Source organism: Rothia aerolata, from assembly GCF_014635585.1.
Classification (GTDB): Bacteria; Actinomycetota; Actinomycetes; order Actinomycetales; family Micrococcaceae; genus Rothia; species Rothia aerolata.
In genome coordinates this window covers 1319659-1345606 of sequence record NZ_BMDC01000001.1, presented here as the reverse complement: position 1 = coordinate 1345606, position 25948 = coordinate 1319659, and the positions used below count along the sequence as shown (strand labels likewise).

Genomic DNA, 25948 nt, shown 5'->3' with positions numbered 1-25948 from the left:
AACATAGCATCTGAACTGAAAATTCAGGGATATTATTTGAATGTAAAAATAATTCGAAGGAGAATATTATGTCACTCAATAAAGTCACCGTGCTCGGCACGGGTGTTCTTGGTTCACAAATCGCTATGCAGGCTGCCTACCACGGTAAAACCGTTGTAGCTTACGATGTAGCCGAGGAACTTCTGGAAAAGCTACCCGATCGCTGGGAGTGGATGCGCGGTTACTACAAGCGGGACCTGCCTGACTACAACGAAGAGAACTTCAACGCAGCAATCGCCCGTATTCAGACCACCACTGACCTGAAAGAAGCGGTGAGCGAAGCCGATATCGTCATCGAAGCGATTGTTGAAGATGTCGATATCAAGAAGAAAGTCTGGGCTCAGGTGGGTGAAGCGGCACCTGCTCACACGATTTTTGCCACCAACACGTCGTCCCTGCTCCCCAGCTCTTTCGGCCCCGCTAGCGGCCGAACCGATAAATTCCTCGCCCTGCATTTTGCCAACATGGTGTGGAAATCCAACACCGGCGAGGTCATGCGTACCACTGAAACCTCAGATGAATCCTTTGAAGCAACCCTGAAATTTGCCGAAGAAATTGGTCTGGTTGCCATTCCTATCTACAAAGAAATCCCCGGCTACGTGCTCAACGGTTTGCTGATTCCCTGGCTTGAAGCGGGCTCCAACCTCTTTGTAGACGGAATTGCTCAGCCAGCGGATATTGACCGAGTGTGGAAGGTTGGCACCGGTTCTCCTCACGGACCCTTTGAGGTCTACGACGTGGTGGGCTTCGGTGTAGCCTCTCACGTAGCGAAGAATAATCCTGACCCCCGAAGCCAGGAATTTGCTACCAAGCTGGAGGAATCCCTTGCCCGCGGTGAAACCGGTCTCGGATCCGGCAAGGGTTTCTACATCTACGATGAGCAGGGAGAAATCGTAAAGCCCAACCCTGCCTGGGAGCTCTAAGAAGTAAAACGGTCACCGGTGCAGAAAAGCGGTTTTCGGCTTCAAATATGAAACCGAAAACCGCTTTTCTGCACCGGCGACTTCGGCAGCACCCGGAACTAGAGCGAGTTAATGGGCCTGCCCAGGTTCTTCTGTAGCGCCTCCACGATAATCTCTGACCGGGTGGGGTGAGGTAGCATGGTGCGGGCAAAATCCTCTGCCGAGAGCGAGGCGGTGTGGCCCACCGCTACCATGCCAATGAGCTCGGTGACCCCGGCTCCCACCAGGTGGGCTCCCAGAATCTCGCCGCTAGAAGAAACCGTCAGCTGGGCAAAACCGACGGTCTCGCCAGCGCCCAGGGCCCGGCCATTTTCTGCCAGCGCAACGGTAGATACCGATGCCGAGATACCCCGCTCCTTGGCCTGCTCAGCGGAAATGCCAATAGAGGCAACCTCCGGCGTGGTGTAGGTGCAGCGGGGCACCCAGTCGCGCCAGTCGTCGTCCTCTTGAATCCGCCGAACACCCGCAATAGCGTCAACACAGCGCACCGCCTCGTGGGTGGCTTTGTGGGCCAGGCAGGGAGCGCCGGCGACGTCGCCCACCGCGTAGAGGCCCCAGGCGGCAGTTTTGCCTAGCGAGTCGGTCTGAATAAAACCTCCTCGACCCAGAACCTCGAACTTCTCCAGACCCAAGCCCGCGGTGTTGGGCACGACTCCGGCAGCCACCAGCACTTTAGAAACGGTCTCGGAGTGGGAGGTGCCGTCAGCTGAAGTCCACTCAATCCGCGCGCCAGAGGCGGAGTCAGACTGAGCCGAGCTTACCCGTGCGCCCGCCTCTACCCGTATGCCGCGCTTGGTGAAGGACTCTTCAACGGTAGAAGAGACCGCCTCGGGCTCGTTGGGCATAAAGCGGGGCAGGGCTTCAAGCAGGGTCACCTGAGAACCCAGGTCTGCGTAGAGGGAGGCAAATTCAGCCCCGATAGCGCCCGAGCCAATCACCACCAGAGATTCGGGAATGGTCTCGGGAACCAGGGCCTCGCGGTAGGTCCACACGTTCTTGCCGTCTGGCTCTAGCCCGGGCAAAACCCGGGGTGAAGCACCGGTTGCCACAATCACGTGAGGAGCCTTCAGAAGCAGCTCACCGCCCTCTGCCAGGGCAACGGTGACCTCGCCCTTGCCGGTGACCTCGGCAGAACCTCGAATCACCTCGGCGCCGTTGGCCTTGAGCAGGGAGCCCACGCCTCCGGCCAGGGTTTGAGAGACCGAGCGCGAGTGCGCTACCAGCTTCTTAACATCAACGCTGGGGGTACCCAGGTCTATGCCGAACTGCCGAGCAGAGCGCGCCGACCGAACCAGCTCCGCCCCGTGCAGCAGAGCCTTGGTAGGTATGCAGCCCCAGTTCAGGCAGATTCCGCCCAGGTCGGCTTTTTCTACCACGGCGGTGCGCAGCCCCAGCTGGGCCGCCCGGATTCCGGCGGGGTAGCCACCGGGGCCAGCCCCGATGACCACCACATCGTAGTTTTCAACTCTCTGTGCCATGACTACCTCACGCAAAAATCAGGGCGGGAGTTTCCAGCAGGGCTTTGAGTTCTTTGCAGAACCTTGCACTGGTGGCGCCGTCCACCACCCGGTGGTCTGCCGAGAGCGTGAACTCCAGAACAGTTGCCGCCACCGGCTTTCCCTCGGAGTCTGGAACAAACCGCTTCTGAGCGCCTCCCACCGCCAGGATTGCCACCTGCGGCGGGTTGATAATCGCATCAAAATTGGTAATTCCAAACATGCCCAGATTAGAGATGGTGAAGGTTCCTCCCTGGAACTCATCGGGCTTGAGGGTTCCCGCCTTGGCCCGGGTGGCGAGGTCGGTAATCTGCTCCGAAATCTGCCCGGGGCTGAGGGTGTCAGCCGCGCGAACTATGGGGGTAATCAGCCCCTCCTCGGTGGCCACCGCAACGGAAATGTCAGCGTGGTCGAACTGACGGATGGTCTCCCCGTCAAACTGCGCGTTGACCTCGGGCACCTTCTTCAGCGCCCGCGATACCGCCGTGGTCACCAAATCATTGACGCTGAGCTTCAAATCCACCCGGTGGTCATTAACCTCCCTGCGGAAGGCCAGCAGACGGTCAAGCTTCGCCTCGGCAGTTACCCGGAAGTGCGGCGACTCACTGTAACTTTCCTTCAGCCGGGAGCCGATGACCTTGCGCATGGTGGTCAGCGGAATCTCTGTAGCGGAGTTCTCCTGCTGGTTCTGTGAGGACGGCGCCGAGGCGGCGGGTGCGCTCGCGGCGGCTGGCTCCGGGACCCGATTGAGAGCCAGCCAGGCTTGAACATCAGCCAGGGTAACCCGCCCGTTGCGACCGGACGCCCGCACTGCCAGCAGGTTGACTCCTTCTTCCTCGGCGAGCTTGCGGGCGTGCACGGTGGCATCTACGGCTGAATCATCGCCGGTAATAGCCGCCTTTCCCTTACGAGGAAGGGTGTTGCCGAAGCTCAGATGGCCGCCGGCATCGGCTACCGCCTTTTGCAGATCGGCCACCGTGACCCGGTTGCCGCGGCCCGTTGCCTCAATCTGTGAGAGGGCAATGCCGTGCTTCTCTGCCAGCTTTGCAGCGTGGGGAGTTGCCGCAACCTCTTCGGAGTCAGAGCCCCTGAGAGAGTCGGGAATGGAATCTGCCTGACCCGCATCGGTCTGCTGAGCAACAGCAGACTGCCTACGGGAGGGCTCAGCAGAGGTGCCTCCCTGAGGTGAACTGCCCCGGCCGGGGTCAGATTCGGCAGCTGCCTTCTGGGTAGAGGGAAGCTCCTCAGATTCCTGACTCAAATCCCCGGTCTGGGCGGTCTCGGCGGGAGGTGCCGCGGCGGCGTCGTCCTGGGCAGAAGCCCCCGCACCGGAGCCACCCAGGTCCGCGACGAACTGGTCAATCTCGGTATCGCTGGCTGATGAATCAGCCAGCACCGCCAGGGCGGCTGCAACCGCTACGGTCTCACCCTCAGAAACGAGAATGCGGGCAAGCTTACCGCTCATAGGAGACTCAATCTCACCGGTGAGCTTCGATGACTCGGCTTCAGCCAGAACATCCCCCTCAGATACCGAGTCACCCTCAGAGAAGAGCCACTTAGTCAGCGTGCCCTCCTCCATGGTCATGCCCCATTTGGGCATTTCAAGGGAGCGAATGTCAGCCATTTTAAGCCTCCACTACTGCGCGAATTGCCGCCTCGATGCGCTTCTCGTTGGGGAGCCACTCCTGCTCAAGCGGGGTTGAGAAAGGAACGGGGGTGTGCGGCGGGGTAACCAGCTGAACCGGCGCCTTGAGGGAGTCAAAACCCTTCATGGCAACCATGGCAGCAACGTCGTGGGCAAAGCCGCAGCGGGCCACCGACTCATCGGCCACCACCAGGCGGCCGGTAGAAGCCACCGATTCTAGGATTCCGTCTTCATCCAGGGGAGAGGTGGTACGCGGATCAACAATCTCTACCGAAATACCCTCGCCTGCCAGGCGGTCTGCTACCTTAATAGCGGTGTTGACCACGTTGCCCAGGGCCACCACGGTCACATCTGTGCCCTGGCGGGGGTAGGCCGCCACACCCAGAGGAATGGTGTAGGGCTCATCGGGAACCTCGGTCTTGAGGTCGTAGATTGCCTTGTGCTCGCAGAAAATCACCGGGTCATCATCGCGGATAGCGGTTAGCATGAGGCCGCGGGCATCGTAGGCGTTCGAGGGGACTACCACCTTCACACCGGCGGTGGAGGTAAAGATATGGTAGGGAGAATTCGAGTGCTGGGCACCCGCTCCAGCACCCGCTCCAATAATGCCTCGAATCACCAGGGGAGTCTTGGCCTTGCCGCCAAACATGTAGCGGAAGCGGGCCGCCTGGTTCCAGACCATGTCATAGGCAACACCAAAGAAGTCCATGAACATGAGCTCGGCTACCGGGCGCAGGCCGGTGACAGCGGCACCGGCTGCCATACCCAAAATAGCTGACTCGGTAATGGGGGTATCGATCACGCGGTCATTGCCGAACTCGGTCCACAGGCCGCTGGTTACACCAAACACGCCACCAAAGGTTTCGAGGGTCTCAATGTCAGGATTCTGGGCACCGTTGCCACCGCGCAAATCCTCACCCATCTGAATAACTGTTTCATCTTCGCGCATGGCATCAGCCATACCGGCATTGATTGCTTCGCGAAAACTCATCTGTGCCATTGCTCAATCACCTGCTTCTAGTATGAGACGTAAACGTCAGTCAGAACCTCGGAGGGTTCGGGCCATGCAGCCTCATGCGCCTTAGCAACCGCTTGGTCAACAAGCTCGCGCGCTGCCTGATCGAGGGAGTCAAGTTTCTTAACCCCTACCTTCTTGCCGAACTTTTCCCTGAACTTAATCAGTGGGTCGGTCTCCCCGCGCAGCTTCTTCAGCTGCTCCTTGGTGCGGAAGAGGTAGCGGTCGCCCTCGAAGTGGCCGTAGAAGCGGGTGCACTGGGCTTCAATGACGGCGGGGCCGCCACCGGAGCGGGCACGGTCAATTACTTCTTTGGCTGTGTTGTAGACGGTCTCAAAGTCGGTTCCATCAATCTTGTAGGCGGGCAGACCGAAGGACTCTGCGCGGGCCGAAATATCCTTTGAGCCCACCGAGTAGCTGGCGCCGGTTGCCTCACCGATACCGTTGTTTTCAAAAACGAAAATTGCCGGCAGATTCAGCACCACCGCCATGTTCATCGCCTCAAAGACAAGGCCCTGGTTGGAACCGCCGTCACCGGTGAAGGAAACCGCCACATTGCCCTCACCCTTGGTCTTAGCGGTCAGCGCTGCACCAATCATCAGCGGCGGGCCACCGCCCACAATGCCGTTAGCGCCCAGCATGCCGGTGGAGAGATCGGCAATGTGCATGGATCCGCCCTTGCCGTGGCACAGACCGTCATAGCGGCCGTAAATCTCATACATCATCTTCTCAATGTCACAGCCTTTGGCAATACAGTGGCCGTGGCCTCGGTGGGTAGATGCGATGTAGTCGGCATCGGTGAGGTTCTCACACACGCCTACCGCAATTGCTTCCTCACCGGCATAGAGGTGAATAAAACCCGGAATTTCACCGCTGAGGTTCTCTGTGTGCAACCGTTCTTCGAACTCTCGAATCTCGGTCATCTTTTGATAAGCGTGGAGCAGCTGCTCCTTTGAAAGCGCCATCGCTTTCTCCTTTCTGCTTATTCCTTCTTCGACGCGAATCGATAGAGGGCTTTTCTGGTGGCCCCGATAAGTGCTTTTACTTTAATTTTGAGTAAAAAATGTAACAAGGGTCACAGTGACCCTATCTATCAAAACATGCTCTGGCTAGGTGAAACTCTTCTTTGCAACCTTCTGCAACCCCTTTTGGGCATGTGTTGTGGGTCACTGATTAATGGGCTGGAAAGAGTAGGCTGGGGCTAATTCACCAAGCCCTGACCAGGAGGCAGCCCCTCAGCCTGGTAGAGCATAGGAGGCCCCATGCGACCCACCAAAGAACCTCACTCTCTTGAAACCGCTGTGCCCCTAGACCTCGACTCCAGCGCCTACCTCGCCACCCTCGAAAGCATCCACGCCGCCGCCGTCAGCGGCAGTAGGCTCCCCGCCCACCCGCGCGCCGTCGTCCACAGCTCCTGGCAGCGTATGCAACGCCGCCATCTCTCGGCGCACATTGCCGTGCCCGACGTCGATGCTCACGCCCTCGAAAACAGCCTTGCCACCTTCAATTCCTACTCCAGCGTGGACCTCGCCTATATCTCAGACTTTCTCAAAATTCAGCTCGCCCCCATTCTTGAGGGAACCCAGCTGGTGGGCATCTTTACCACCGCAGATTCCCGGCTGATTGACCGCTTTGGCCCGGCCCAGTCCCTGCGCAGGGCAGACCACCTGGGCTTTGTGCGCGGTGCCCGCTGGTCTGAGCCGGTGGTGGGCACCAACGCCATTGGAACCGCCGCAGTTACCGGTCGCCCGCTACAAATTCACGGCCCCGAACACTGGTGCGTGAGTCAGCACGAGTGGAGCTGTTCTGCCGCACCCATTCTCGACCCGCGCAATGGCTCGGTACTTGGGATACTGGATATTTCCGGGCCCCTGGACCAGGCTCACCCGGCGCTGTTGGGAATGGTGACGGCGCTGGCGCGGCAGGTTGAGTTGCAACTGCGGTCTTCCCACCTGATGCAGCTGGAGCGGGTACGCTCCTCGGGCTGGGCGGCGGTTGCCTCCCTGCCCGGGCCCTGGGTGCTGGTGGACCGCTGGGGCTGGGTGGCGGCGTCCTCGGGGCTGGACGTCGGCACCCGGCTTGCGCACTTCACCCCGCTCACCGACTCGGCGGGGGAGGGGCCGGCGGCAGTTTCCGGCGGTGAAACAGGGGCTGACCCTGGGCCTGGTCCCACTGCCCGGGATCTGAGCCCGGGAATTTGGATGTTGGAGGGGCTGGGTACGGTGGAGGTCACCCGGGCAGGTAGCGGCTTTGCGGTACAGCCAATCTCCCAGGCAGAACACGCTTCTTACCGCTTAGATACCGAACATTCCCGCCTGCTGGTGCGGGTAGCGGGGGCAGAAAACGTTTTTAAACTTTCACCCCGGCACTGTGAGATTCTGCGGTTTCTGGCGGATTCCTCTCAACCCCAGCCTCTGGACGCCGTTATGGCAGCTGTCTGGGGAATCGGTGTTTCCAAGGTAACCGCCCGGGCCGAGATGTCTCGGCTGCGCAAGAGGTTCCCCGAGCTGGTCTCGGCGGCACCCTACCGGCTGATGCAGGAGCTGACCTCCTGATTCTCGCTGGTGCAGAAAGCGGTTTTCGGCTGCGAACTTGGCGCCGAAAACCGTTTTTCTGCACCGGTGACCTGTCGGGCACCCTACTTCTGCGGGAAAAGCAGGGCCAGCGCCTCCGGTAGTGAGGCAACCTCTCGAACCGTGACCCCGGCGGGCACCTCACCCACACCGGCGGGAGAGGCGGGGGCAATCACGTGGGTAAAGCCCAGCCGGGTTACCTCGGCTATGCGCTGGCGAATTCCGGGGACGGCGCGCACCTCGCCCGCCAGCCCCACCTCGCCAAAAACCGCCAGCTTGCGGGGCAGGGGCTTATCCTGGGCCGCAGAGGCCAGAGCCATCACCGCCGCCAAGTCCACGGCGGGTTCGGAAATTTTAGCCCCGCCCACGGTGGAGATATAGCAGTCTAGCTTGCCCACGTTAAAGCCCGCCCGCTTTTGCAGAACAGCCAGCAACATAGAAATGCGGGCGTTATCCAGGCCAGAGGTGGCCCGGCGGGGCTGGGGTGTTGCTGACTGGTCCAGCAGGGCCTGAATCTCGGCCAGCAGGGGGCGGCGGCCCTCCATGGTCACGGTCACGCAGGTGCCCGAAACCGGCCGGGGAGTGCGGGAGACAAAAAGACCCGAGGGGTCTCTCACCGGGGCAATGCCGTTCTCGTGCATGTCGAAACAGCCCACCTCGTCGGTGGGGCCAAAGCGGTTTTTCACCGCCCGCAGCATACGAATGGCCGAGTGCTTATCGCCCTCAAACTGGCAGACCACATCAACCAGGTGCTCGAGCAGGCGGGGTCCAGCGATGGTGCCCTCCTTGGTTACGTGGCCCACCAGCAGCGTACACATGTTCCGCGCTTTGGCAGAGGCAATAATCGAGGCTGCTACTTCGCGCACCTGGGTCACCCCGCCGGCGGAGCCCTCCACCTCGGTAGAGGCCAGGGTCTGCACCGAGTCCACAATCAAAAGCTGCGGGTTGACCTGCTCAATGTGGGCCAGGGCGGTGCCCAGGTCTGTTTCCGAGGTCAGATAGAGGGTATCAGCTACCGAGTTGGTGCGGTCGGCACGCAGCTTTACCTGGGCCGCCGATTCCTCGCCGGTCACGTAGAGAACATCCCGCGCCGCGCCCGGAGCGACTCCGCGCGCGAAGGTGGCAGCGACGTCCAGCAGAAGCGTGGACTTACCCACGCCGGGTTCACCCGCCATGAGAATCACCGCGCCGGGCACCAGCCCGCCACCGAGCACGCGGTCGAACTCGGGGTTGCCGGTAGACATGTACTGCGCCACCGTTGAGTCCACCTGCGCAATAGGTTTGGCGGGAGCCTGCACGGACGACGCCGCGGTAGTCTTCGCCACCACCGGCCCGCCGGCTTCTTCTACGGTGCCCCACTGCTGGCACTGGCCGCAGCGGCCCACCCACTTGGCGGTGGTCCAGCCGCACTCGGTGCACTTATAGGTGTTAGCTGATCGAGAGGTTTTTCGAGGGCTCATAGCTCTATCTTAGAAAGGGGGTATGACATTTTAAGGCCGTCAGCGCCGGGGCGCCAGCTTGACGTACCGTAGAAGTCGACAGGCCCCCTCACTGGCGGCGCTGACTCCTCGATGCTGGCGAATCCTTTAGTCCTTTAGGTGTTGGGCGCGCAGCACGATGTTCAGCGCGCGGGTGTCGTCGGGCGCCAGGCCGTCGAGGTCCTCAGCGTCGTCCTCGTTCTCGCACAGCGGCTCCTTGGTGGAGAGATCCTCGCTGAGGACGACGCGCCGCGGCTGCTGCTCCACTAGCGAGATCTGGTTGGTACGCGGGGCGTGCTCGGTCATTGACTCGCCCAGGGGAATTATGACCTCGGTTGCCTGGGCGTGGGTTAGGCCGCAGGCCTCAAGCAGGTCAATCACCAGCGGGCGGATCATTAGCACCAGGGATTCACCTTCGAGGGTGCGCACCCCCATGAGGGCGGGGTCGAGGGTACCGGCAATACGTTCTAGGTCGCTGGCTGCCTTCTTCTTCAGGGCGGCGCGGGTATCGGCATCAGAGCTCGACATGGCATCGCCAAGAATGGTCACCGCCAGCGAAATCTCGTGCAAGGTGTCGGCGATGGCGTCAATAGCGGGTCTGGAAAGCTGCACGTGGCTAATGGTCGATGCCATGCGGCGGTTGAGCATGCGGGTGTTGCGAATCGCCAGGTCAACCGCGTGCAGGGTCTCGGAGAACTCGGTCAGCTCGGTCATGTGCGACTTGCCCAGCACGGAAATCTGCGCCATGCCCTTGGCGGTGACGATATCCCCGGACGCCGCGCTGTAGAGGGGGTCGAGTTTGCGGGCAGATTCCAGGGCGGCCAGGCCCAAATCGCTCTCGTAGGCGCGCATGGCGGTGGCTGATTCTCCCAGCGTGCTGCTGTAGGCCTGCATGAGCTTGTGGGCGTTCAAGCGGGGAGTAACTCGCGGGTCTTTGGGAAAGAGAAACATCATCAGGAAAGCGAAGAGGCCGCCCACCACGCCGTCGAGACTGCGGGCGAAGACGCCGTCGCCGGTCGGCTCCATCAGCACCACCAGGCAGGATTGCAAGCCCATCTGAATGGAGAAGAGAATACCCTTATCGAGAAAGCGGGCGGTGAGCACCGAAATTAGCAGAACCACCGCCGCCTGCCAGAGGCCGCGACCCAGCAGCAGCATAAGCACATCGCCAATGAGAATACCCAGGGTCACGCCCAGGGTTACTTCGAGCATGCGGCGAGAATGAGTGGAGCCGCGCACAAAGCCCAGCGACACAATGGCTGCGGTGGCGGCAAAAATCGGCTCGTGGTGGCCTAATACGTGCAGAGCGAAAGCGTAGGCGCCCACACCCGCCACTACAATCTGTAGGGACTGCACAAAACCCTCGCGAACGCGCGCCATTCCGGTGGTAAAACGGTTCTTTGCGCGAGTTTTCAGAAGGGTCCATGTATCAGCCATGTGTTTAAGTTTATGGGCAAAGTCGAGTGGCCGCAGGTAGCCCGGTCACCCACCCACTGACAGTAAACGTTGCCCCAGAGTTAAGCCTTTGTTCACCAAGGTTAATCTTGTGCGCTACCTTGGGCCCATACAGTCTAAACCGTTGACTTGAAAACACACACGGCTTAGGCATCTACGCTCGAGCACTTTGTAAAGGATACGTTTTTGAAGACTAAGGCATTCGCAAGCGCAGGTTCACTCGCTTTTGTTGGTCTGCTGGCATTCACCGCCTGCGGTTCAGACAACGCTACCGGAGAAGCCGGTAACTCAGAGTCGGGTTCCGGTTCTGAATCAAGCGTTTCAGGTACCCTCTCCGGTATCGGCGCTTCATCCCAGCAGGCTGCTATTACCGCTTGGGAATCAGGCTTCGCTTCAGCCAACCCCGATGCTTCCGTTCAGTACTCACCCGATGGTTCCGGCGCTGGCCGTAAGGCTCTGCTGGCTGGCGGTGCTGACTTTGCTGGTTCTGACGCTCACCTCACTGAAGATGAATACCAGCAGTCCCAGGACGTCTGTGGCCCCGACGGTGCCATGAACATCCCCGTTTACATTTCTCCCATCGCAGTTTCCTTCAACCTGCCCGGTATCGACTCTCTGAACCTCGATGCCGAGACCATCGCCAAGATCTTCAAGGGCGACATTAAGAAGTGGAACGACGAGGCAATCGCTTCTCAGAACGAGGGCGTTGATCTTCCCGACACCAACATCACCGTGGTGCACCGCTCCGATGACTCCGGTACCACCGAGAACTTCACCGAGTACCTGGCAGCTGCTGCCGGTGATACCTGGGGCCAGGAACCCGATGGCAACTGGCCCTCCGCCTACGCCGGTGAGTCCAACAAGGGCACCTCCGGCGTCGTCGATACCACCACCTCCACCGAAGGTGCTATCACCTACGCAGACGCTTCTGCTGTAGGCGACCTGGGCAAGGTCAACGTTGTGGTTAACGGTGAGCCCGTAGAGCTCTCCCCCGAGGCAGCGGCTAAGACCGTTGAAATCTCCGACCGCGTGGGTGTGGGCAACGAAAACGATATGTCCATCGACATCAACCGCACCCCCGATGAAGCAGGCGCTTACCCCATCGTTCTGGTTTCCTACCACGTAGTCTGCTCCTCCTACGAGGATCAGGCCACCGCTGATCTGGTCAAGGCCTACGAGTCCTACGTTGTCTCTGAGCAGGGTCAGCAGGACGCCGCCGATGCGGCTTCATCTGCACCGCTGACTGACGCTCTGCTTGAGGACGCTCAGAAGGCTATCGACTCCATTGAGGTTGCTAGCTAAAACAGCCTCGACATAACGGTGTGTTTGTGCTGATCAGCGCGGGAAACTGCGCCGGGCACAAGCACACCGTTCAGCCGTGTAAGCGGTTTTCTTGAATCACACTGACCACCTGAACCAAACTGAAAAGCACAAGGGATATGTCAATTTCATCTGACGCGCCTACAGGGCCCAGCTCGCCGAAGTCGAGCAGAAAAGAGCTACCCGACGTCGGTAACCCGGCTGCGGATAAGATTTTCTCTGGAATCTCGCTTGCTGCGGGTATTTTGATTCTTGTGGTGCTGGCTGCCGTGGCAATCTTCTTGGTTGCGCAGGCACTGCCGGTGTTCACCGCTGATTCTGAAGACCTCTCTCAGGGTAGCTTTCTCAAGTACATCTACCCGCTGGTAATCGGCACCCTGATTGCTTCTGCCATTGCCCTGCTACTGGCTACCCCGGTGGGCATTGGTGTGGCACTGTACATCTCCCACTACGCACCTAAGAAAATCTCTCAGGCTGTGGGCTATGTGATCGACCTGCTGGCGGCTATTCCCTCCGTTATTTTCGGTGCCTGGGGCGCCTCGGTCCTGGCACCTAAGATTGTGCCCTTCTACGACTGGCTGGCCACCTACTTCGGCTTTATTCCCATCTTTGAAGGTCCGGCCTCGCAGACCGGTAAAACCATTCTGACCGCCGGTATTGTGCTGGGCATTATGATTCTGCCGATCATCACCGCCATGTGCCGCGAAATCTTCGTGCAGACCCCCCTGCTCCAGCAGGAGGCAGCGCTGGGTCTGGGCGCTACCCGCTGGGAAATGATCCGCATGACCGTCTTTCCTTTCGCCCGCACCGGTATCGTCTCATCTGTCATGCTGGCCCTGGGCCGTGCACTGGGCGAGACCATGGCAGTGACCCTGGTGCTGGCATCCGGGCCCCTCACCGCCTCCCTCATCAAGTCCGGTAACCAGACCTTCGCATCGGAGATTGCCCTGAACTTCCCCGAAGCCTACGGTATCCGCATGTCAGAGCTCATCGCAGCCGGTTTGGTACTGTTCGTGATTACCCTGGTGGTCAATGTGATTGCCCGCATGATTACCAGCCGCTACAAAGAATTCTCAGGAGCTAACTAATGAGTTCATCCACCGCTGTTACCTCCCGACTCACCAGCGGCCAGGCACCCAAGTGGCTGGTTCCCGCAATCGGCCTGGGCGCCGTCGTCCTCGGAGCAGCCCTCTCGGCGCTCATCGGCTTCTCGATTGGCACCTGGGCAATCTTCGCCGGCCTTCTCTTTGTGATTGTGGCACCGCTGGTCGTTAGCATGATCGAGGGCCGGCGCAAGGGCGCAGACTCCTTCGTGCGATTCCTGGTCTACGGCGCCTTTATCGTGGCGCTGATTCCGCTGGTTTCTGTAATCTGGGTTGTGCTCTCTAAGGGTATTCCCGGCCTCTCCATGAACCTGCTCTCCACCTCTATGCGCGGTGTCACCGGCGTGCACGATAACGCCGCTGCCGAGGGTGCCGGCCCCATCTACGGCGGTATCTACCACGCCATTATCGGTACCCTGGAAATCACCCTTTTGGCCACCCTCATCTCGGTGCCAATTGGTCTGCTGACCTCCATCTACCTGGTGGAATACGCTAAGAACGGCCCATTGGGCAAGGCAATCACCTTCTTCGTGGACGTGATGACCGGTATTCCCTCCATCGTGGCCGGTCTCTTCGCGGCGTCCTTCTTCGCCCTGACCACCGGTGACCCCTCCGAGCGCACCGGTCTGGTGGCGGCAGTCGCGCTGTCGGTACTCATGATTCCCACCGTGGTGCGTAACGCCGAAGAAATGCTGCGGATTGTGCCCAACGAACTGCGCGAGGCATCCTACGCGCTCGGCGTGCGCAAGTGGCGCACCATCGTCAAGGTGGTTATTCCCACCGCTATCTCCGGTATCGCCTCGGGTGTTACCCTGGCAATCGCCCGCGTGATTGGTGAAACCGCCCCCATTCTGGTGACCGCCGGATTCGTGACCTCCATCAACTGGAACGCTTTCAGCGGCTGGATGGCTACCTTGCCCACCTACATCTACTACCAGATCATGACCCCGACCTCACCCACCGCAGCCTCCATCTCGGAGACCCGCGCCTGGGCTGCGGCGCTGGTGCTGATCATCATCGTGATGCTGTTGAACCTCATCGCCCGCGCGATTGCCAAGTTCTTCGCTCCGAAGACCGGCCGCTAAAGGTCTTCGTGGCTGAAGGACGCCGCTCGCCGACTTCGACAGAAGGGACGCCGCGTAGCCGACTGGCACCGGGGCTGGCGTGAATCGCGCAAGTGAGCGCCAGCGAACCCGCGCGAGAGGGAGGTCGGCGAGCGGCGTCCCTGGCGGCGAGTAGAGTAAGCAGTACCTCAGCAATAACCTAAGAAGTTTTCAGACCAAGAAGAAAGATTTACCCCATGTCCAAGCGCATTGACGTTGAAAATCTGAACGTGTACTACGGCGACTTCCTCGCTGTCGAAGACGTGAACATGACCATTGACGCCCGCTCCGTCACCGCCTTCATCGGCCCCTCAGGCTGCGGTAAGTCCACCTTCCTGCGCACGCTGAACCGTATGCACGAGGTCATCGACGGTGCCTACGCCAAGGGTAAGGTTCTGCTCGACGGCGAAGACCTCTACGGTAGGGGCGTTGATCCGGTGAAGGTGCGCTCGCAGATCGGCATGGTCTTCCAACGCCCCAACCCCTTCCCCACTATGTCTATTCGCGAGAACGTGCTGGCCGGCGTCAAACTGAACAACCGCAAGATTTCTAAGAGCGATGCAGACGAGCTGGTGGAGTCGTCCCTGCGCGGTGCCAACCTCTGGAACGAGGTCAAAGACCGCCTGGATAAGCCCGGCTCCGGCCTCTCCGGCGGCCAGCAGCAGCGCCTGTGCATCGCCCGCTCCATCGCGGTGAAGCCCGACGTGATTCTCATGGACGAGCCCTGCTCTGCGCTTGACCCCATCTCCACCCTGGCCGTTGAAGACCTCATCAACGAGCTCAAGGAGGAGTACACCGTCGTCATCGTGACCCACAATATGCAGCAGGCAGCCCGCGTCTCTGACAAGACCGCCTTCTTCAACATCGCCGGCACCGGCAAGCCCGGCAAGCTCATTGAATATGCTCCCACCCAGGAGATCTTCAATAACCCCAAAGAAAAGGCAACCGAAGACTATGTTTCGGGCCGTTTCGGCTAAAAAGAAAAGGGAGCCCGTGGGCTCCCTTTTTTGTTGCTCCGGGGCCGCCCCGGGGCAAACCGACCTACTGAACCTTCAGCAGAGACAGCTCAAATTCCAGAGAGATTTTGTCAGAGACCATCACTCCGCCGTTATCGAGTTTCTCGTTCCAGGAAATACCCCATTCCTTGCGGTCAATGCGGCGGTTACCCTCAAGGCCCGCGCGTATCTGCCCCGAGGAATCTTCACCGATACCGGTGACCTCCAGGGGAAGCGAGACCGACTTTGTCACACCGCGCATGGTGAGGTTGCCCACCACAATAAACTGGCCGGAATCTACCTCATCAATGGTGGTTGAGACGAACTCGATGGTGGGGAATTCTTTGCTGTTGAAAAAGTCCGCGTTGCGCAGGTGCTCATCGCGCTGATCGTTGCGGGTATCAATGCTATTGACCTGAATGGTGACGCTGGCGGTGGAATTCGCCCAGTCTTCGGAGTCGATGTGGGCCTCGCCCTCTACCTCATTAAAGGCACCGCGAATCTTGGTCACCATGGCGTGCCGGGCAGAGAAACCCAACCGTGAATGTATCGGGTCGAGCTTCCAATCACCGACAAATCGTGAATCAATAGACATAAAATCCCCTTAAAATAAAAGCGTGATGGCTTTGGGTGTGCTCTGGCAGTGGCTAAAGCTACACAGCAGACGTAGAGCCTACAAAAAGTTTACTTTTTAAACCGAAATAGCCCTCGGAGGATTCTGTACCCTCATTGGCTTGATAGTCTGCTCTGATTAGCAAGTTTACTCTTTTTTGTAGGATATCTATATATCCTCAGTACCCTTTGTAGATTTAAGGTATAGCTGGCTCTACCCGCAGAGAGTAGAATCTCCTCCACTGTAACGTGAACCCGATAGCGGGAGAATTAAAGCCATGAACATGACTCAGACTCTTTCTTCCGATGTGGACGCCGCTGGCGCTGCGTCCGTTGCTCAGACCGGTGCTCGGCGCCTCGATTCCTGGGAGGAACCGCCCACAACCCTCTGGCGGCAGCTACGCTCGCCCCTCTTTCTACTGACCAAGGCCCCCTGGATAGCTCTGTTGCACCTGGTGATTCTTTCAGTGGTGCCAGGGGTAGCGGTCGCAATTACTTCCACCATTGTTGGTATTCTTTTTCTTCCGCTACTGGCAATTGGCTATGCTGTCTTTGAGCGCTGGCGACTAACCCAGCTGGGCTATTCCACCCGCGATAACCACGTGGCCATGAACCGTAACAATCTCTGGGAATGGGCCAAGTTCCGCTATCAAGAGACCGCCACCTGGCGCGAGGTAGGTGCCCTGCTGGTGGCTATCATTCTCGGTAGTGTTGCCGGTCTGGTTCTAACTTTTGAAATCATCCTCTTCGTACTCGCAATCGGCACCATGATTTGGCTCATCAACGGTGGTACTCTGACCAGCTGGGGCATCTACTCCAACGGCTTAGAAAGCTGGCAGATTACCCAGGCAGAGTTCGCCCGCTCCAACGAAAAACTGCTGCTGGCCCTGCCCGATCTGCACCAGGGCACTTGGTGGATTCCTCTGCTTGCAGCCCTGGTGATGCTGCCCATCTTCGCCTACATCAACGGAATTTTGGCAGCGGCATCGGGCTCGCTCTCCCACGTTATTTTGCAGCCCCGCCCTGAGGAATACGAGAAGCAACTGGCACGTTTGTCTGCATCACGTTCCACCATCGTAGACTCTTTCGAGTCGGAACGCCGCCGTATCGAGCGCGACCTCCACGACGGCGTCCAACAGGAACTGGTGAACATCAACCTGCGCCTGGGCCTGGCCGAAATGGAAGCCAAACGCCTGGGGCAGGAGGGCGCCAACGCCACCCTTATTCAGGAACAGGTAGCTGGAGCCCGCGAACAGCTGGCCCACGCCCTAGAGACTCTGCGCAACACCGTACGCGGTATCTACCCGGCAGTGCTCGAAACCCACGGCCTGGGAGCAGCGCTTGAAGAACTCTCGCGGAATACCCTTACCCCTGTCTATGTGAGCTACCTGGTCAATGAGCGTCTGGCGCCCGAGGTCGAGCGCACCGCCTACTACGTGGCCTCCGAGGGCGTGGCGAACGCCCTGAAGCACTCCGGCGCGCACGAGATCAAACTTGAGGCATATACTGCCCGCAGCATGCTGGTACTCACCGTCGAAGATAACGGCACAGGCGGCGCTAGCCTTGCCGGTGGCAGCGGCCTAGCCGGACTCACCGAGCGGGTAGCCGCCTTGGGCGGCCAGCTCACCGTATTCTCTCCCGCCGGCGGCCCCACCCGCCTGCGCATGGAGCTGCCGAGTCTCTGAGCCACGCGATTATTATGAAGACGAAGCTTCCAGACTGAGGGCGCCGGTCAACCTCCCCTAAACGCCAGTCCCGATGCCAGTTGACCGGCGCTCTCAGCCTCTCAGTTGCCTGTGAAAGAATGAATCCCATGAAAATCATCCTTGCCGAAGATTCCGCCCTGCTCCGCGAAGGCCTGGTAATGGTGCTTTCCCATTTGGGCCACGAGGTGATTGCGCAGGCCTCCACCGCCGATGAGCTCCTGGCGGCGGTGGAAGAGAATCCCCGGGTCGAGGTGATTATCACCGACGTGCGCATGCCCCCTCACCACTCCAACGATGGTCTTGAGGCCGCCGCCACCATTCGCCAGAAGCACCCCGGCATGCCCATTCTGGTGCTGTCCCAGTACATCGCCGCAGCCTACGCCCGCGAGTTCTTTTCCGCCGGCGCCTCGGGCCTGGGCTACCTGCTCAAAGACCGGGTGGGTAACGTGGAGGAGTTCTCCCGTGCCGTCACTATGGTGGCCGGTGGCGGCACGGTTATTGACCCCGACGTGGTAACCCACCTGATGACCACCGCCGCCTCTACCCCAGGCAGCAGGCTAGAATGTCTCTCCCGCCGCGAGCTAGAGATTTTGGAACTGATGGCCGGCGGCCTCTCGAACAAAGAAATCGAGCAGAAGCTCTTTGTCTCCTCAGCTACGGTTGCCAAACACATTGGCAACATCTTTGACAAGCTGGGACTAGCCGCTGACGAGGGCAACCGGCGGGTGCGCGCGGTACTGGCCTTTTTGCAGGAGCACTAGCGACGGCGTCGTCCTGAGAAAAAGGACGACGCCGGCCCCGGCCGCCCCGCGCGGCTAGCCCAGTAGCGGGGAGAGGGCGAGAAAGAGGGTCGCTGAGAAAACAAAGGTGGCAGGTATCGTAGCCAGCCAGGTGGCCATCAGCTTGACCACAATGCCCGGGCGAACCGAGCTAAACCGCTGGTTCAGCCCCGCACCCAGCACTGAGGCGGCCGCCATGTGGGATGAAGAGATCGAAGACCCCAGCAAAAATTGCACTGCCAACAGGGTCAGCGCGGTGGTTCCCTGGGCAACCGAACCGCGGTAGGGATCGAGGTAGACCATCTTGTGGGCGAAGGTGTAGCCGATACGCCAGCCGCCCATCATGGTTCCCGCGGCAAGAACCACAGCGCAGAGCACCAGCGCCACCGCCGTCAGGGTAGGGGAGCCAGCCAGTCCCGCAGAAACCATAATGAGCGCGAAAAGCATGGTGGCTCGCTGCCCAATCTGCATGCCGTGCACCAGGGAAATAATGGAGTTGGCCAAGGACATCACGCTGCGCGAGACCCGATTGACCGTGCGCGGGTAGGCGCGCTGGGCAAACCAGCCGGTAGCAAAGACCATGAACCAGGCCAGTACAAAGATGAGCACGGGCATGAGCAACAGGGGAATCAGCACAAAGGTGTAGGCAGATTCCGCGAAGGGAATAAAGTTATCTAGCCCCACAGCCCCTGAGGCCCAGGTAGCACCGAGCAAGCCACCAATCAGCGCGTGGGTGGAGGACGAGGGCATGCGTAGCCACCAGGTGATAAAACCCCAGGCACACTGGGCAATCAGGGCGGTTGCAAGCACCCCCAGGCCAACCACATTTTCGGGAATCGTCACCCACTCGTGGGCCAGGGTACTAAAAACCATTCCGCTGAGAATTACGCCCAAGAAGTTGCAGATAGCGCTCATGCGCAGGGCGGTCATGGGGGTCAACGCCCGGGTACGAACCGGCACCGCAACGGAGTTGGGGGCATCGTGAAAGCCCGAGACAAACAGGTAGCTTGCCAGTCCGATAAACGAAAGAACGGTAAGAAGCAGAACCACGGCCTATGATTCCTGCACGATAATGCGGCCAATCTGGGTGGAAACCGCCCGCATCGAGTCAGAGGTGGCCTTCAGCTTGGCAATGAATTGCTCAGTCTGCAAAAAGCGGTTGGTCTTGTAGTGCTCGATAATCTCAGCGGTGTAGGCCTCAGAGGTACGGGTTGCCTGGCGGGAGATGCGCAGCATGTCCATCCAGTACTGGTCTAGGCTTTTGAGTTCCTCAAGCCGGGGAAGAACCGAGGACGTCAGCACCGCCTCCCGCTGAATAATATCGAGCATGGTGGTGGCGTGGTTGGTGAAACGGTCAATCTTGTGCAGGGTCAGCACGTGCCCGGCGGAGGTCAGGTGCTCGGTAGCGGTCATCAGATGGGTTGCTAGCGAGTAGAGATCTTCGCGGGGAATGGGGGAGGTAAAGGTGGAGCGCACGTGGGTCATGGTCTGAAAAAATAGGTCCTGGGTTTCAGCCTCGTGCTCCACCATGCGGTCGAAGAGCTGCTCATAGTTATCGGTGCCATTCTCGCCCACCATCTCAGAGAGCAGAGCCGCCGCCTCAGCCACCTTGTTGGCAAGGCTCGACAAAGACCGCAGAGACACACTCTCCTGCGGAAAGAGACGCTCAAACATACTTCCCCCGAACCTTTTGGCTTCAGCTCCTTCGGCACCGTTGCGATCAGTCGCCTAAAGCGCCAAACAAGCCCATCATAGAGCACCCAAATTAACCAGGAGCCCGCGTTACGTTCTGCGACACCCGGTAAAAAGAGCCCACACGCATAGGGCATGTGGGCTCTTAAAAGTTAGCGGTGCCGGACTGGGAGCGCCTCTCGGCGGAAGGCCGCTCGTAGCGGCTATGATTTGGAGCCCGGGGCTACCTATTAGCAGCCCGACACCTGTTAACCAGTCTTCTAGGTTTACCGGTGGCTGTCAAACCGATACTTCCTTGGGCCGGGCTCGCTCCGCCGGGCCAGGTGTGTCTACTTCGGCGGAGGCACTTACCTAATCTAGGGTACCCGCCCGCCACTTGGCGGCGGCGGCCTCTAGCTCCACCGCTGTCCCCACCAGGGCGTGGGCCCTCTTTCTCAAGGACGACGCGCGGGCGGCGGCCTCAGCCTTGACTTCGGCGCTCGGTGCGCTGTGGCTGGGAGCCGGGCGGGCGCCGTCCTGTCTCATATGCGCTGTAGCGGCAGAATAGGTGCCCGGCTCGGTCGCCTGGGCGGTGGCTTGCTGGCCGGCGGCGATCACGCGGCAGAAGGCGGCGAAGCGTTCCAGGGCGATGTCTAACTCGCCGGTGTAAGCGCCGGTGAGAATCTGATTGGCGGTGGCAACAATCTCGTCTTCGGTCGGCGGATTAGCCACACCGGAAACTACCCGAGAAGTCCAATCGGTATTCATGCCCCGTTCGTAGAAGCGGGCAATTTTTTCGGTGTTTCTGCGGATGGTATCGCGCAGGGCATACATGCGCCACAGGGCACCAGGCAGGGAGACCGCCGGGGCATGGCGCCACATTCTAGCGATGGTTTCTAGACCAAAAACATCGGTGAAAGATACCAGCCGTTCGGTGACTTGAGGGTCTCCGTTGGCACGGCCCCGGTTCACAATGGCGTGGGCAGACTGGTGGGCTGCCAGGTTGAGGGTGGCGGGATCGTTGCCTCCCTCGAAGAGCTCAAACTTCTCGGTGGAGAACTTCACGGGCTTGTGATGGCGCTGTGTGTTTTCAGGCATGGCTACCATTGTAGGCGGTGGTGCCGGTTGGCTAAAGGGGGTTTACTCTTGGCGGAGTTCTTCTGGCTGGAAGCTGCCGGGCCCTAGAGATCCAGGCGGTAAAAACAAGGGAGGCGATGAGCCCGGAGAGGGTTTGGCCGGCGAGCACCGCAATTTGCATCTGCGCGGCTAGAAGGGGCGGGGCGCCACCCATGAGAGCACCCACGAAAGTGCCCGGCAGGGTGCCCAGCGCCCACCAGCCCTCAATCTCGCCCACCCGGTATTCGCACTGGGAGATGAAGTTTCTAGCGGTGAAGGTTACCGCAGTCATGGTTCCGCCGATGATAATGCCGCTCATCGCAATGAAGTTCTGGGTAGAGAAAGGTACCAGCCCCAGAACGAAAATGGCGGTGACGGTGAGGACGGCGCCCAGGGCAAGACCTGCTGTGGCGGCTGCCGGGCCCCGATGCAGAGGACGGGTGTGCCTGCCCGATGTGTAGGCTGCCGTGGAGAGCATGAGCACAAAGAAAAGGGGAGCGGCCCAGGAGAAACTGATAATTCCCCGCAGCACCAGGGCGATGAGCCCCAGCTGAACCACAGCTCTGAGAATAGCCGTGACCGGTAGCGCTCCGAGTCGGAGAGAAAATATTCGGGTGAGCACCTGGGTTGTTGCTACCAGCAGGGCAAGGCCAAGCAGGTAGCGGGCAAGCTGCTCCAAGGGGATCTCCATGATGTTGAGCTTAGCGGCTCAGTCACGGGCGGGGCGAGCAACACGAACCGAAATTTTTTGGTTGGGCGGGGAGTCATGTATAGTGGGTGATGCTGATTTTTATCGGTGGATGCGCCTTTAGCTCAGTTGGTAGAGCATCGGACTTTTAATCCGTGGGTCGTGGGTTCGAGCCCCACAGGGCGCACATCTTCATCAGATTCACCCCGTTCCGGCGATGCCGGAGCGGGGTTTTCTGCATCTTCACCGGTGAGAGGTACATCAACTACAGAACCAAGAAGCTGTCCGAGGGTGATTCCCATATGTGCCGCAATCACACCTAAGTCGTTGATGGTAAACGCGCTTACTCCTCGAAGTCTCTTTGACAAAGCAGAGTGGGCCATGCCTATTTTGTCTGCCAGTTGACGGGCACTTAGTCCACGTCTTCCCATCCAGGCCTTTACCTCCCCTGCAACAGCTAGTTCAAATTCAGAAACAGGGCCACTTGTCCATGTCTTAGGCATCATGCCTCCCTACGGCGCGATGACCTCTACACCGACCATGGCCTCTCCGGCGCACTGGCCAAACGACCCGGCTAGGATAAAGCACTGACCGCACTGCATCCGGGTGACACGCTCGTGATCACCACTTTGGACAGGCTCGGGCGCTCCACCCAGAAAATACTCGAACTCGCCGAGGAACTACGAAATCGCAATACCGGTTTGCGCGTGCTCAACCTGGGTGGTGGTGATGTGGATACTAAAACACCCATGGGCGCCATGGTCTTCACCGTCATGGCAGCCCTGGCCCAAATGGAACTAGAGATCAAACGCGAACGCATCACCGACTCCGTCACCAAACGCCGCACCACCGGCGGCGACCCCGGTGGCCGACGCTCCACCTTCGCCGAATCCCAAATCCGCACCGCATCCAAACTCATCCAAGCCAGCGAACCTGCAACCCAAGTTGCCAAGGATATGGGGATGTCCCGTGCGACGCTCTACCGAAGAATCAAAGACGCGGATTCTTCTTTATAGTCCTAGTCCTCCAAGAGTCTGGACACAGGAGCTTACCCCTTTCCTCAGCGGTGCGACCAGAGGGAGAAGAAACATCCACCCCGGTGCACCTGCTGCGGTGACAACGACCCATCGCCCGCAGCAGGTGGCAATCGTCACGGTTATCCCTCTTTTTCAGATTCCTGTCCTCGGGATCAGAAAAAGACGGGCACCTGTCATAGGTCAGTGAGCATCTGCTGCATCTGGGCGATCTCGGCCTCCTGGTCGCTGATAACTTGTTCGGCCAGGGTGATCGCATGGGGATTCTGGCCGTCAGCAACCTCGTCACGGGCCATGTCGACCGCACCTTCGTGGTGGGTGGTCATCTGCTCCAGGTAGAGGCGGGCAGCCTCGGTGCCTTGGGCTTCCTCAAGGGCTGCCATGTCCTCCTGGCTCATCATCCCGCTCATGCCACCCATCTTGCCATGATCCATGCCACCAGAGTCGGTGACCGGCTGCTGGTCCCAGGCCTCGAGCATGGCGTTCATCCGGTCAATCTCCGGTCCCTGGGCGTCAATAACCCCCTGGGCAAACTCCACGACCTGGGCGGGGATACCCTCCTTGGCCAGGAGCATCTCACTCATCTCCACGGCCTGCTGGTGATGGGGGATCATCATCTGGGCAAACATGATGTCCGCGTCGTTGTGATCGGCGGAGATCTCCCCGTCCGCCTCAGTCGTCGCCGTGGTGGTCTCGGTCGTCTCAGGTGTAGTCGTTGCAGTGCTGGTGGCAGAGGTGGTGGCGTCGGTGGTGGCGTCAGTGGCCTCACCGCAGGCGGCCAGCGCCAGGGCGGAGGCCACGGCGAGAGTGGAAAGAACAAGGGTGCGCTTCATAGTGGAGCCTTTCAGCGTCATATGGGGCAGTGGAGAGAAGTGGTGAATCAGTGGACGGCAGTGGATGCCGGAGTAGGCGTGGTGTGTTCCTCCTTCGGACTGGTGGGAGCCAGGTGGGCCGGGTCCAGATCAATCCGGCGCAACAGCTGGGCGTTCAGGGCCACCACGATGGTCGAGGCAGACATCAAGATCGCGCCCACGGCCGGGGACAGCACGAACCCGATCGAGGCGAGCACTCCGGCGGCCAGCGGCACGGCGAGGATGTTGTAGCCAGAGGCCCAGATCAGGTTCTGGATCATCTTGCGGTAGCTGGCCCGCGAGAGCTCAATCATTGACAACACTGCCCGGGGATCGTCACTGGCCAGGACCACTCCGGCGGATTCCATCGCCACATCCGTGCCGGCCCCGATAGCGATGCCGACCTCGGCGCGGGCCAGGGCCGGGGCGTCGTTGACACCGTCGCCGACCATGGCCACGCTCAGGCCACGCTCCTGTAACTGGGTGACCTTGGTGTCCTTGTCCTGGGGCAGGACCTCGGCGAAGACCTCATCGATCCCCAGGTCCTGGCCAACCGCCTGGGCCACCTGCTGCGCGTCACCGGTGATCATCGCGACCTTCACCCCGCGATCCTGCAGGGCTTGCACGGCGGCGCGGGATTCGGGGCGGATCTTGTCCTCGACGGCCACCGCGCCGATGATCTGACCGTCGCGGACAATATGGAGCACACCGGCCCCGCGCCCGGTCCAGGCGCTGGTGGTGTCGGTGAGCTCGGCCGGGGCGGTGAGGTTGAACTCGCGCAGCATGTTCGGCCCGCCCACGCGAATCTCAGCGCCATCGACAGTGGCCCGGACCCCCCGGCCGGAGGCGGCGCTGAAACCAGTTGCACGGATTTGCCGACGGGAGGCCTCGGGATGGGTGGCCGCGGCCGCCACGATGGCGCGGGCCACGGGGTGCTCGCTGTCGGCCTCCGCGGCGGCGGCCAGGGCCAGCAGCTCGCCCTCGGTAACGCCGACAGCTGCCGCGACACCGGTGACCGCGTGCGCACCCTCGGTCAGGGTGCCGGTTTTGTCGAAGAGCACCACGTCGATGGTGCGCATCCGCTCGAGCGCCATCCGGTCCTTGATGAGCACCCCAGATTTCGCGGCCCGCTCGCTGGAGATCGCAATGACCAGCGGAATCGCCAGGCCCAGGGCGTGCGGACAGGCGATGACCAGCACCGTGACCGTGCGCACCACGGCATCGTCCGGGCTGCCGATGATGGTCCACACCACCGCGGTGATCAGAGCGGAGATCAGCGCGAACCAGAACAACAACGCCGCCGCCCGATCCGCCAGGGCCTGGGCCCGGGAGGAGGACTCCTGGGCGTCGGCAACCATGCGTTGGATCCCGGCCAGGGTGGTGTCCCCGCCGGTAGCCTCCACACGGATGCGGACGGAGTTGTCGGTGGCCACGGTACCGGCAACCACCTTGTCACCGGTGTCGCGGAAGACGGGGCGGGATTCGCCGGTGATCATCGCCTCATCGAATTCGGCGGCTCCGTCGAGGATGGTTCCGTCGGCCGGCACCCGGGCACCGGCCCTCACCAGCACGACGTCGTCGACGACCAGCTCGGAGATGGCCACGGTGCGGGTGGTCCCGTCGATGACTTTCTCGGCCTCATCCGGCAGCAGGGCAGCCAGCGCATCAAGCGCGGAGGACGCGGCCCCGAGAGCGCGCATCTCCAGCCAGTGGCCCAGCAGCATGATGGTCACCAGCAGGGCCAGCTCCCACCAGAAGTCCATGTCAAAACCGCCCAGCCCCAGAGTGGTGACCCAGGAGGCGACAAACGCCACGGTGATGGCCATGGCAATCAGGAGCATCATCCCGGGTTGGCGGGATTTCAGTTCCGTCCATCCGCCCTTGAGGAAAGGCGTTCCGCCGTAGACGAAGATAATCGTACCCAGTACCGGGGGGATCCAGGTGGATCCGGGGAATGCCGGGAGGTGGTAGCCGAGCAGGTGGGCGACCATGGGGCTGAAAATAACGACGGGAATGGACAGAATCAGTGACCACCAGAAGCGGTCACGAAACATTGCGGTACTGTGCCCGGCGTGTTCGCCGTGACCATGAACGTGGTGGTCTTCGTCCAGGACGGAGTGCGGGTGATCGTAGGGCATCGCCTGGCCATGGGTGTCAGCATCTGCGTGGTGCTCGTGGCTGGCATAATCCGGGTGGCGGGTGTGGTCTGTTTCCGGAGCGGGGTGATCACCATGGTGATTACCGGAACGGTGGGGAGTGCTCATTAGGTTCCTTCCGCTCAACCCGGTCGGGGCTGAGGTGATTGGT

General features: G+C 60.4%; 21 protein-coding genes, 1 tRNA gene and 2 pseudogenes. 10 read left to right on the top strand and 14 right to left on the bottom strand.

Annotated features, from left to right (window positions below; genetic code table 11):
* The first annotated feature begins 68 nt into the window (after positions 1 to 68).
* Complete coding sequence (locus IEV00_RS06030; protein WP_188359352.1) at positions 69 to 962, top strand: 3-hydroxyacyl-CoA dehydrogenase; 894 nt, start codon at positions 69 to 71, stop codon at positions 960 to 962.
* A 98-nt stretch (positions 963 to 1060) separates the two neighbouring features.
* Here IEV00_RS06030 and lpdA read toward each other — a convergent pair whose 3' ends face one another.
* Genes lpdA through IEV00_RS06010 form a run of 4 tightly spaced genes read right to left on the bottom strand, consistent with a single transcriptional unit; the run spans position 1061 to position 6122 of the window.
* On the bottom strand, positions 1061 to 2479 hold the full coding sequence (lpdA, locus tag IEV00_RS06025) for a dihydrolipoyl dehydrogenase (protein WP_188359351.1): 1419 nt from the start codon (positions 2477 to 2479) through the stop codon (positions 1061 to 1063).
* A gap of 7 nt (positions 2480 to 2486) precedes the next feature.
* The gene (locus IEV00_RS06020; protein WP_188359350.1) at positions 2487 to 4121 is read right to left on the bottom strand and encodes a dihydrolipoamide acetyltransferase family protein; all 1635 of its coding nucleotides are present in this window, start codon (positions 4119 to 4121) and stop codon (positions 2487 to 2489) included.
* Position 4122: 1 nt separating this feature from the next.
* Positions 4123 to 5142, bottom strand: coding sequence for an alpha-ketoacid dehydrogenase subunit beta (locus tag IEV00_RS06015; RefSeq protein WP_188359349.1), 1020 nt, complete (start codon positions 5140 to 5142; stop codon positions 4123 to 4125).
* A 17-nt stretch (positions 5143 to 5159) separates the two neighbouring features.
* On the bottom strand, positions 5160 to 6122 hold the full coding sequence (locus IEV00_RS06010) for a thiamine pyrophosphate-dependent dehydrogenase E1 component subunit alpha (RefSeq protein ID WP_188359348.1): 963 nt from the start codon (positions 6120 to 6122) through the stop codon (positions 5160 to 5162).
* A 297-nt stretch (positions 6123 to 6419) separates the two neighbouring features.
* On the opposite strand from IEV00_RS06010, the gene IEV00_RS06005 reads away from it, so the two are divergent.
* Positions 6420 to 7712: a GAF domain-containing protein gene (locus IEV00_RS06005; RefSeq protein WP_188359347.1), complete on the top strand. Its 1293-nt coding sequence runs from the start codon at positions 6420 to 6422 to the stop codon at positions 7710 to 7712.
* A gap of 83 nt (positions 7713 to 7795) precedes the next feature.
* Here IEV00_RS06005 and radA read toward each other — a convergent pair whose 3' ends face one another.
* Together radA and IEV00_RS05995 are read right to left on the bottom strand one after the other, a co-directional pair.
* Positions 7796 to 9190 (bottom strand): DNA repair protein RadA, encoded by a 1395-nt coding sequence (gene radA, locus IEV00_RS06000; protein WP_188359346.1) that lies wholly within the window; start codon positions 9188 to 9190, stop codon positions 7796 to 7798.
* Positions 9191 to 9316: 126 nt separating this feature from the next.
* Positions 9317 to 10645, bottom strand: coding sequence for an FUSC family protein (locus IEV00_RS05995; RefSeq protein ID WP_229723086.1), 1329 nt, complete (start codon positions 10643 to 10645; stop codon positions 9317 to 9319).
* Positions 10646 to 10849: 204 nt separating this feature from the next.
* On the opposite strand from IEV00_RS05995, the gene pstS reads away from it, so the two are divergent.
* The 4 genes from pstS to pstB all read left to right on the top strand — a co-directional run bounded on the left by pstS (position 10850) and on the right by pstB (position 15166).
* The gene (pstS, locus tag IEV00_RS05990) at positions 10850 to 11965 is read left to right on the top strand and encodes a phosphate ABC transporter substrate-binding protein PstS (protein WP_188359345.1); all 1116 of its coding nucleotides are present in this window, start codon (positions 10850 to 10852) and stop codon (positions 11963 to 11965) included.
* Between the two features lie 137 nt (positions 11966 to 12102).
* Positions 12103 to 13071 carry a phosphate ABC transporter permease subunit PstC gene (gene pstC / locus IEV00_RS05985; protein WP_188359344.1) on the top strand — a complete coding sequence of 323 codons (969 nt, stop codon included), beginning with the start codon at positions 12103 to 12105 and terminating at the stop codon, positions 13069 to 13071.
* A complete protein-coding gene (gene pstA, locus IEV00_RS05980; RefSeq protein WP_188359343.1) occupies positions 13071 to 14171 on the top strand; it encodes a phosphate ABC transporter permease PstA in 1101 nt (366 codons plus the stop codon). Before pstC ends, pstA begins: the two co-directional genes overlap by 1 nt.
* 215 nt (positions 14172 to 14386) lie before the next feature.
* Positions 14387 to 15166, top strand: a complete 780-nt coding sequence (gene pstB / locus IEV00_RS05975) for a phosphate ABC transporter ATP-binding protein PstB (RefSeq protein ID WP_188359342.1) — start codon at positions 14387 to 14389, stop codon at positions 15164 to 15166.
* Between the two features lie 64 nt (positions 15167 to 15230).
* Here pstB and IEV00_RS05970 read toward each other — a convergent pair whose 3' ends face one another.
* Positions 15231 to 15779, bottom strand: a complete 549-nt coding sequence (locus IEV00_RS05970) for a YceI family protein (RefSeq protein ID WP_188359341.1) — start codon at positions 15777 to 15779, stop codon at positions 15231 to 15233.
* 301 nt (positions 15780 to 16080) lie between these two features.
* Between IEV00_RS05970 and IEV00_RS05965 the strand changes: the two genes are divergently transcribed.
* Together IEV00_RS05965 and IEV00_RS05960 are read left to right on the top strand one after the other, a co-directional pair.
* Entirely contained in the window at positions 16081 to 17481 is a 1401-nt protein-coding gene (locus IEV00_RS05965) for a sensor histidine kinase (RefSeq protein ID WP_188359340.1), read from the top strand.
* A gap of 128 nt (positions 17482 to 17609) precedes the next feature.
* The gene (locus IEV00_RS05960) at positions 17610 to 18263 is read left to right on the top strand and encodes a response regulator transcription factor (protein WP_188359339.1); all 654 of its coding nucleotides are present in this window, start codon (positions 17610 to 17612) and stop codon (positions 18261 to 18263) included.
* A 54-nt stretch (positions 18264 to 18317) separates the two neighbouring features.
* On the opposite strand, the gene IEV00_RS05955 is transcribed toward IEV00_RS05960, so the two are convergent.
* The 4 genes from IEV00_RS05955 to IEV00_RS05940 all read right to left on the bottom strand — a co-directional run bounded on the left by IEV00_RS05955 (position 18318) and on the right by IEV00_RS05940 (position 21759).
* Positions 18318 to 19331, bottom strand: a complete 1014-nt coding sequence (locus tag IEV00_RS05955; protein ID WP_188359338.1) for an inorganic phosphate transporter — start codon at positions 19329 to 19331, stop codon at positions 18318 to 18320.
* Between the two features lie 3 nt (positions 19332 to 19334).
* A complete protein-coding gene (locus IEV00_RS05950; RefSeq protein ID WP_188359337.1) occupies positions 19335 to 19955 on the bottom strand; it encodes a DUF47 domain-containing protein in 621 nt (206 codons plus the stop codon).
* A 369-nt stretch (positions 19956 to 20324) separates the two neighbouring features.
* Entirely contained in the window at positions 20325 to 21050 is a 726-nt protein-coding gene (locus IEV00_RS05945; protein ID WP_188359336.1) for a hypothetical protein, read from the bottom strand.
* Positions 21051 to 21081: 31 nt separating this feature from the next.
* Positions 21082 to 21759 carry an ABC transporter permease gene (locus tag IEV00_RS05940; RefSeq protein WP_188359335.1) on the bottom strand — a complete coding sequence of 226 codons (678 nt, stop codon included), beginning with the start codon at positions 21757 to 21759 and terminating at the stop codon, positions 21082 to 21084.
* Between the two features lie 111 nt (positions 21760 to 21870).
* Between IEV00_RS05940 and IEV00_RS05935 the strand changes: the two genes are divergently transcribed.
* Positions 21871 to 21943, top strand: a tRNA-Lys gene (locus tag IEV00_RS05935).
* A gap of 106 nt (positions 21944 to 22049) precedes the next feature.
* On the opposite strand, the pseudogene IEV00_RS11260 reads toward IEV00_RS05935, so the two are convergent.
* Positions 22050 to 22187 (bottom strand): annotated as a pseudogene (locus tag IEV00_RS11260) (helix-turn-helix domain-containing protein); the annotation flags it as partial.
* Between the two features lie 75 nt (positions 22188 to 22262).
* On the opposite strand from IEV00_RS11260, the pseudogene IEV00_RS05925 reads away from it, so the two are divergent.
* Positions 22263 to 22772, top strand: a pseudogene (locus IEV00_RS05925) (recombinase family protein); the annotation flags it as partial.
* Positions 22773 to 22966: 194 nt separating this feature from the next.
* Here IEV00_RS05925 and IEV00_RS05920 read toward each other — a convergent pair.
* Both IEV00_RS05920 and IEV00_RS05915 read right to left on the bottom strand, forming a co-directional pair.
* Complete coding sequence (locus IEV00_RS05920; protein ID WP_188359334.1) at positions 22967 to 23623, bottom strand: DUF305 domain-containing protein; 657 nt, start codon at positions 23621 to 23623, stop codon at positions 22967 to 22969.
* Between the two features lie 47 nt (positions 23624 to 23670).
* Complete coding sequence (locus IEV00_RS05915) at positions 23671 to 25905, bottom strand: copper-translocating P-type ATPase (RefSeq protein WP_188359333.1); 2235 nt, start codon at positions 25903 to 25905, stop codon at positions 23671 to 23673.
* Positions 25906 to 25948: the final 43 nt, after the last annotated feature.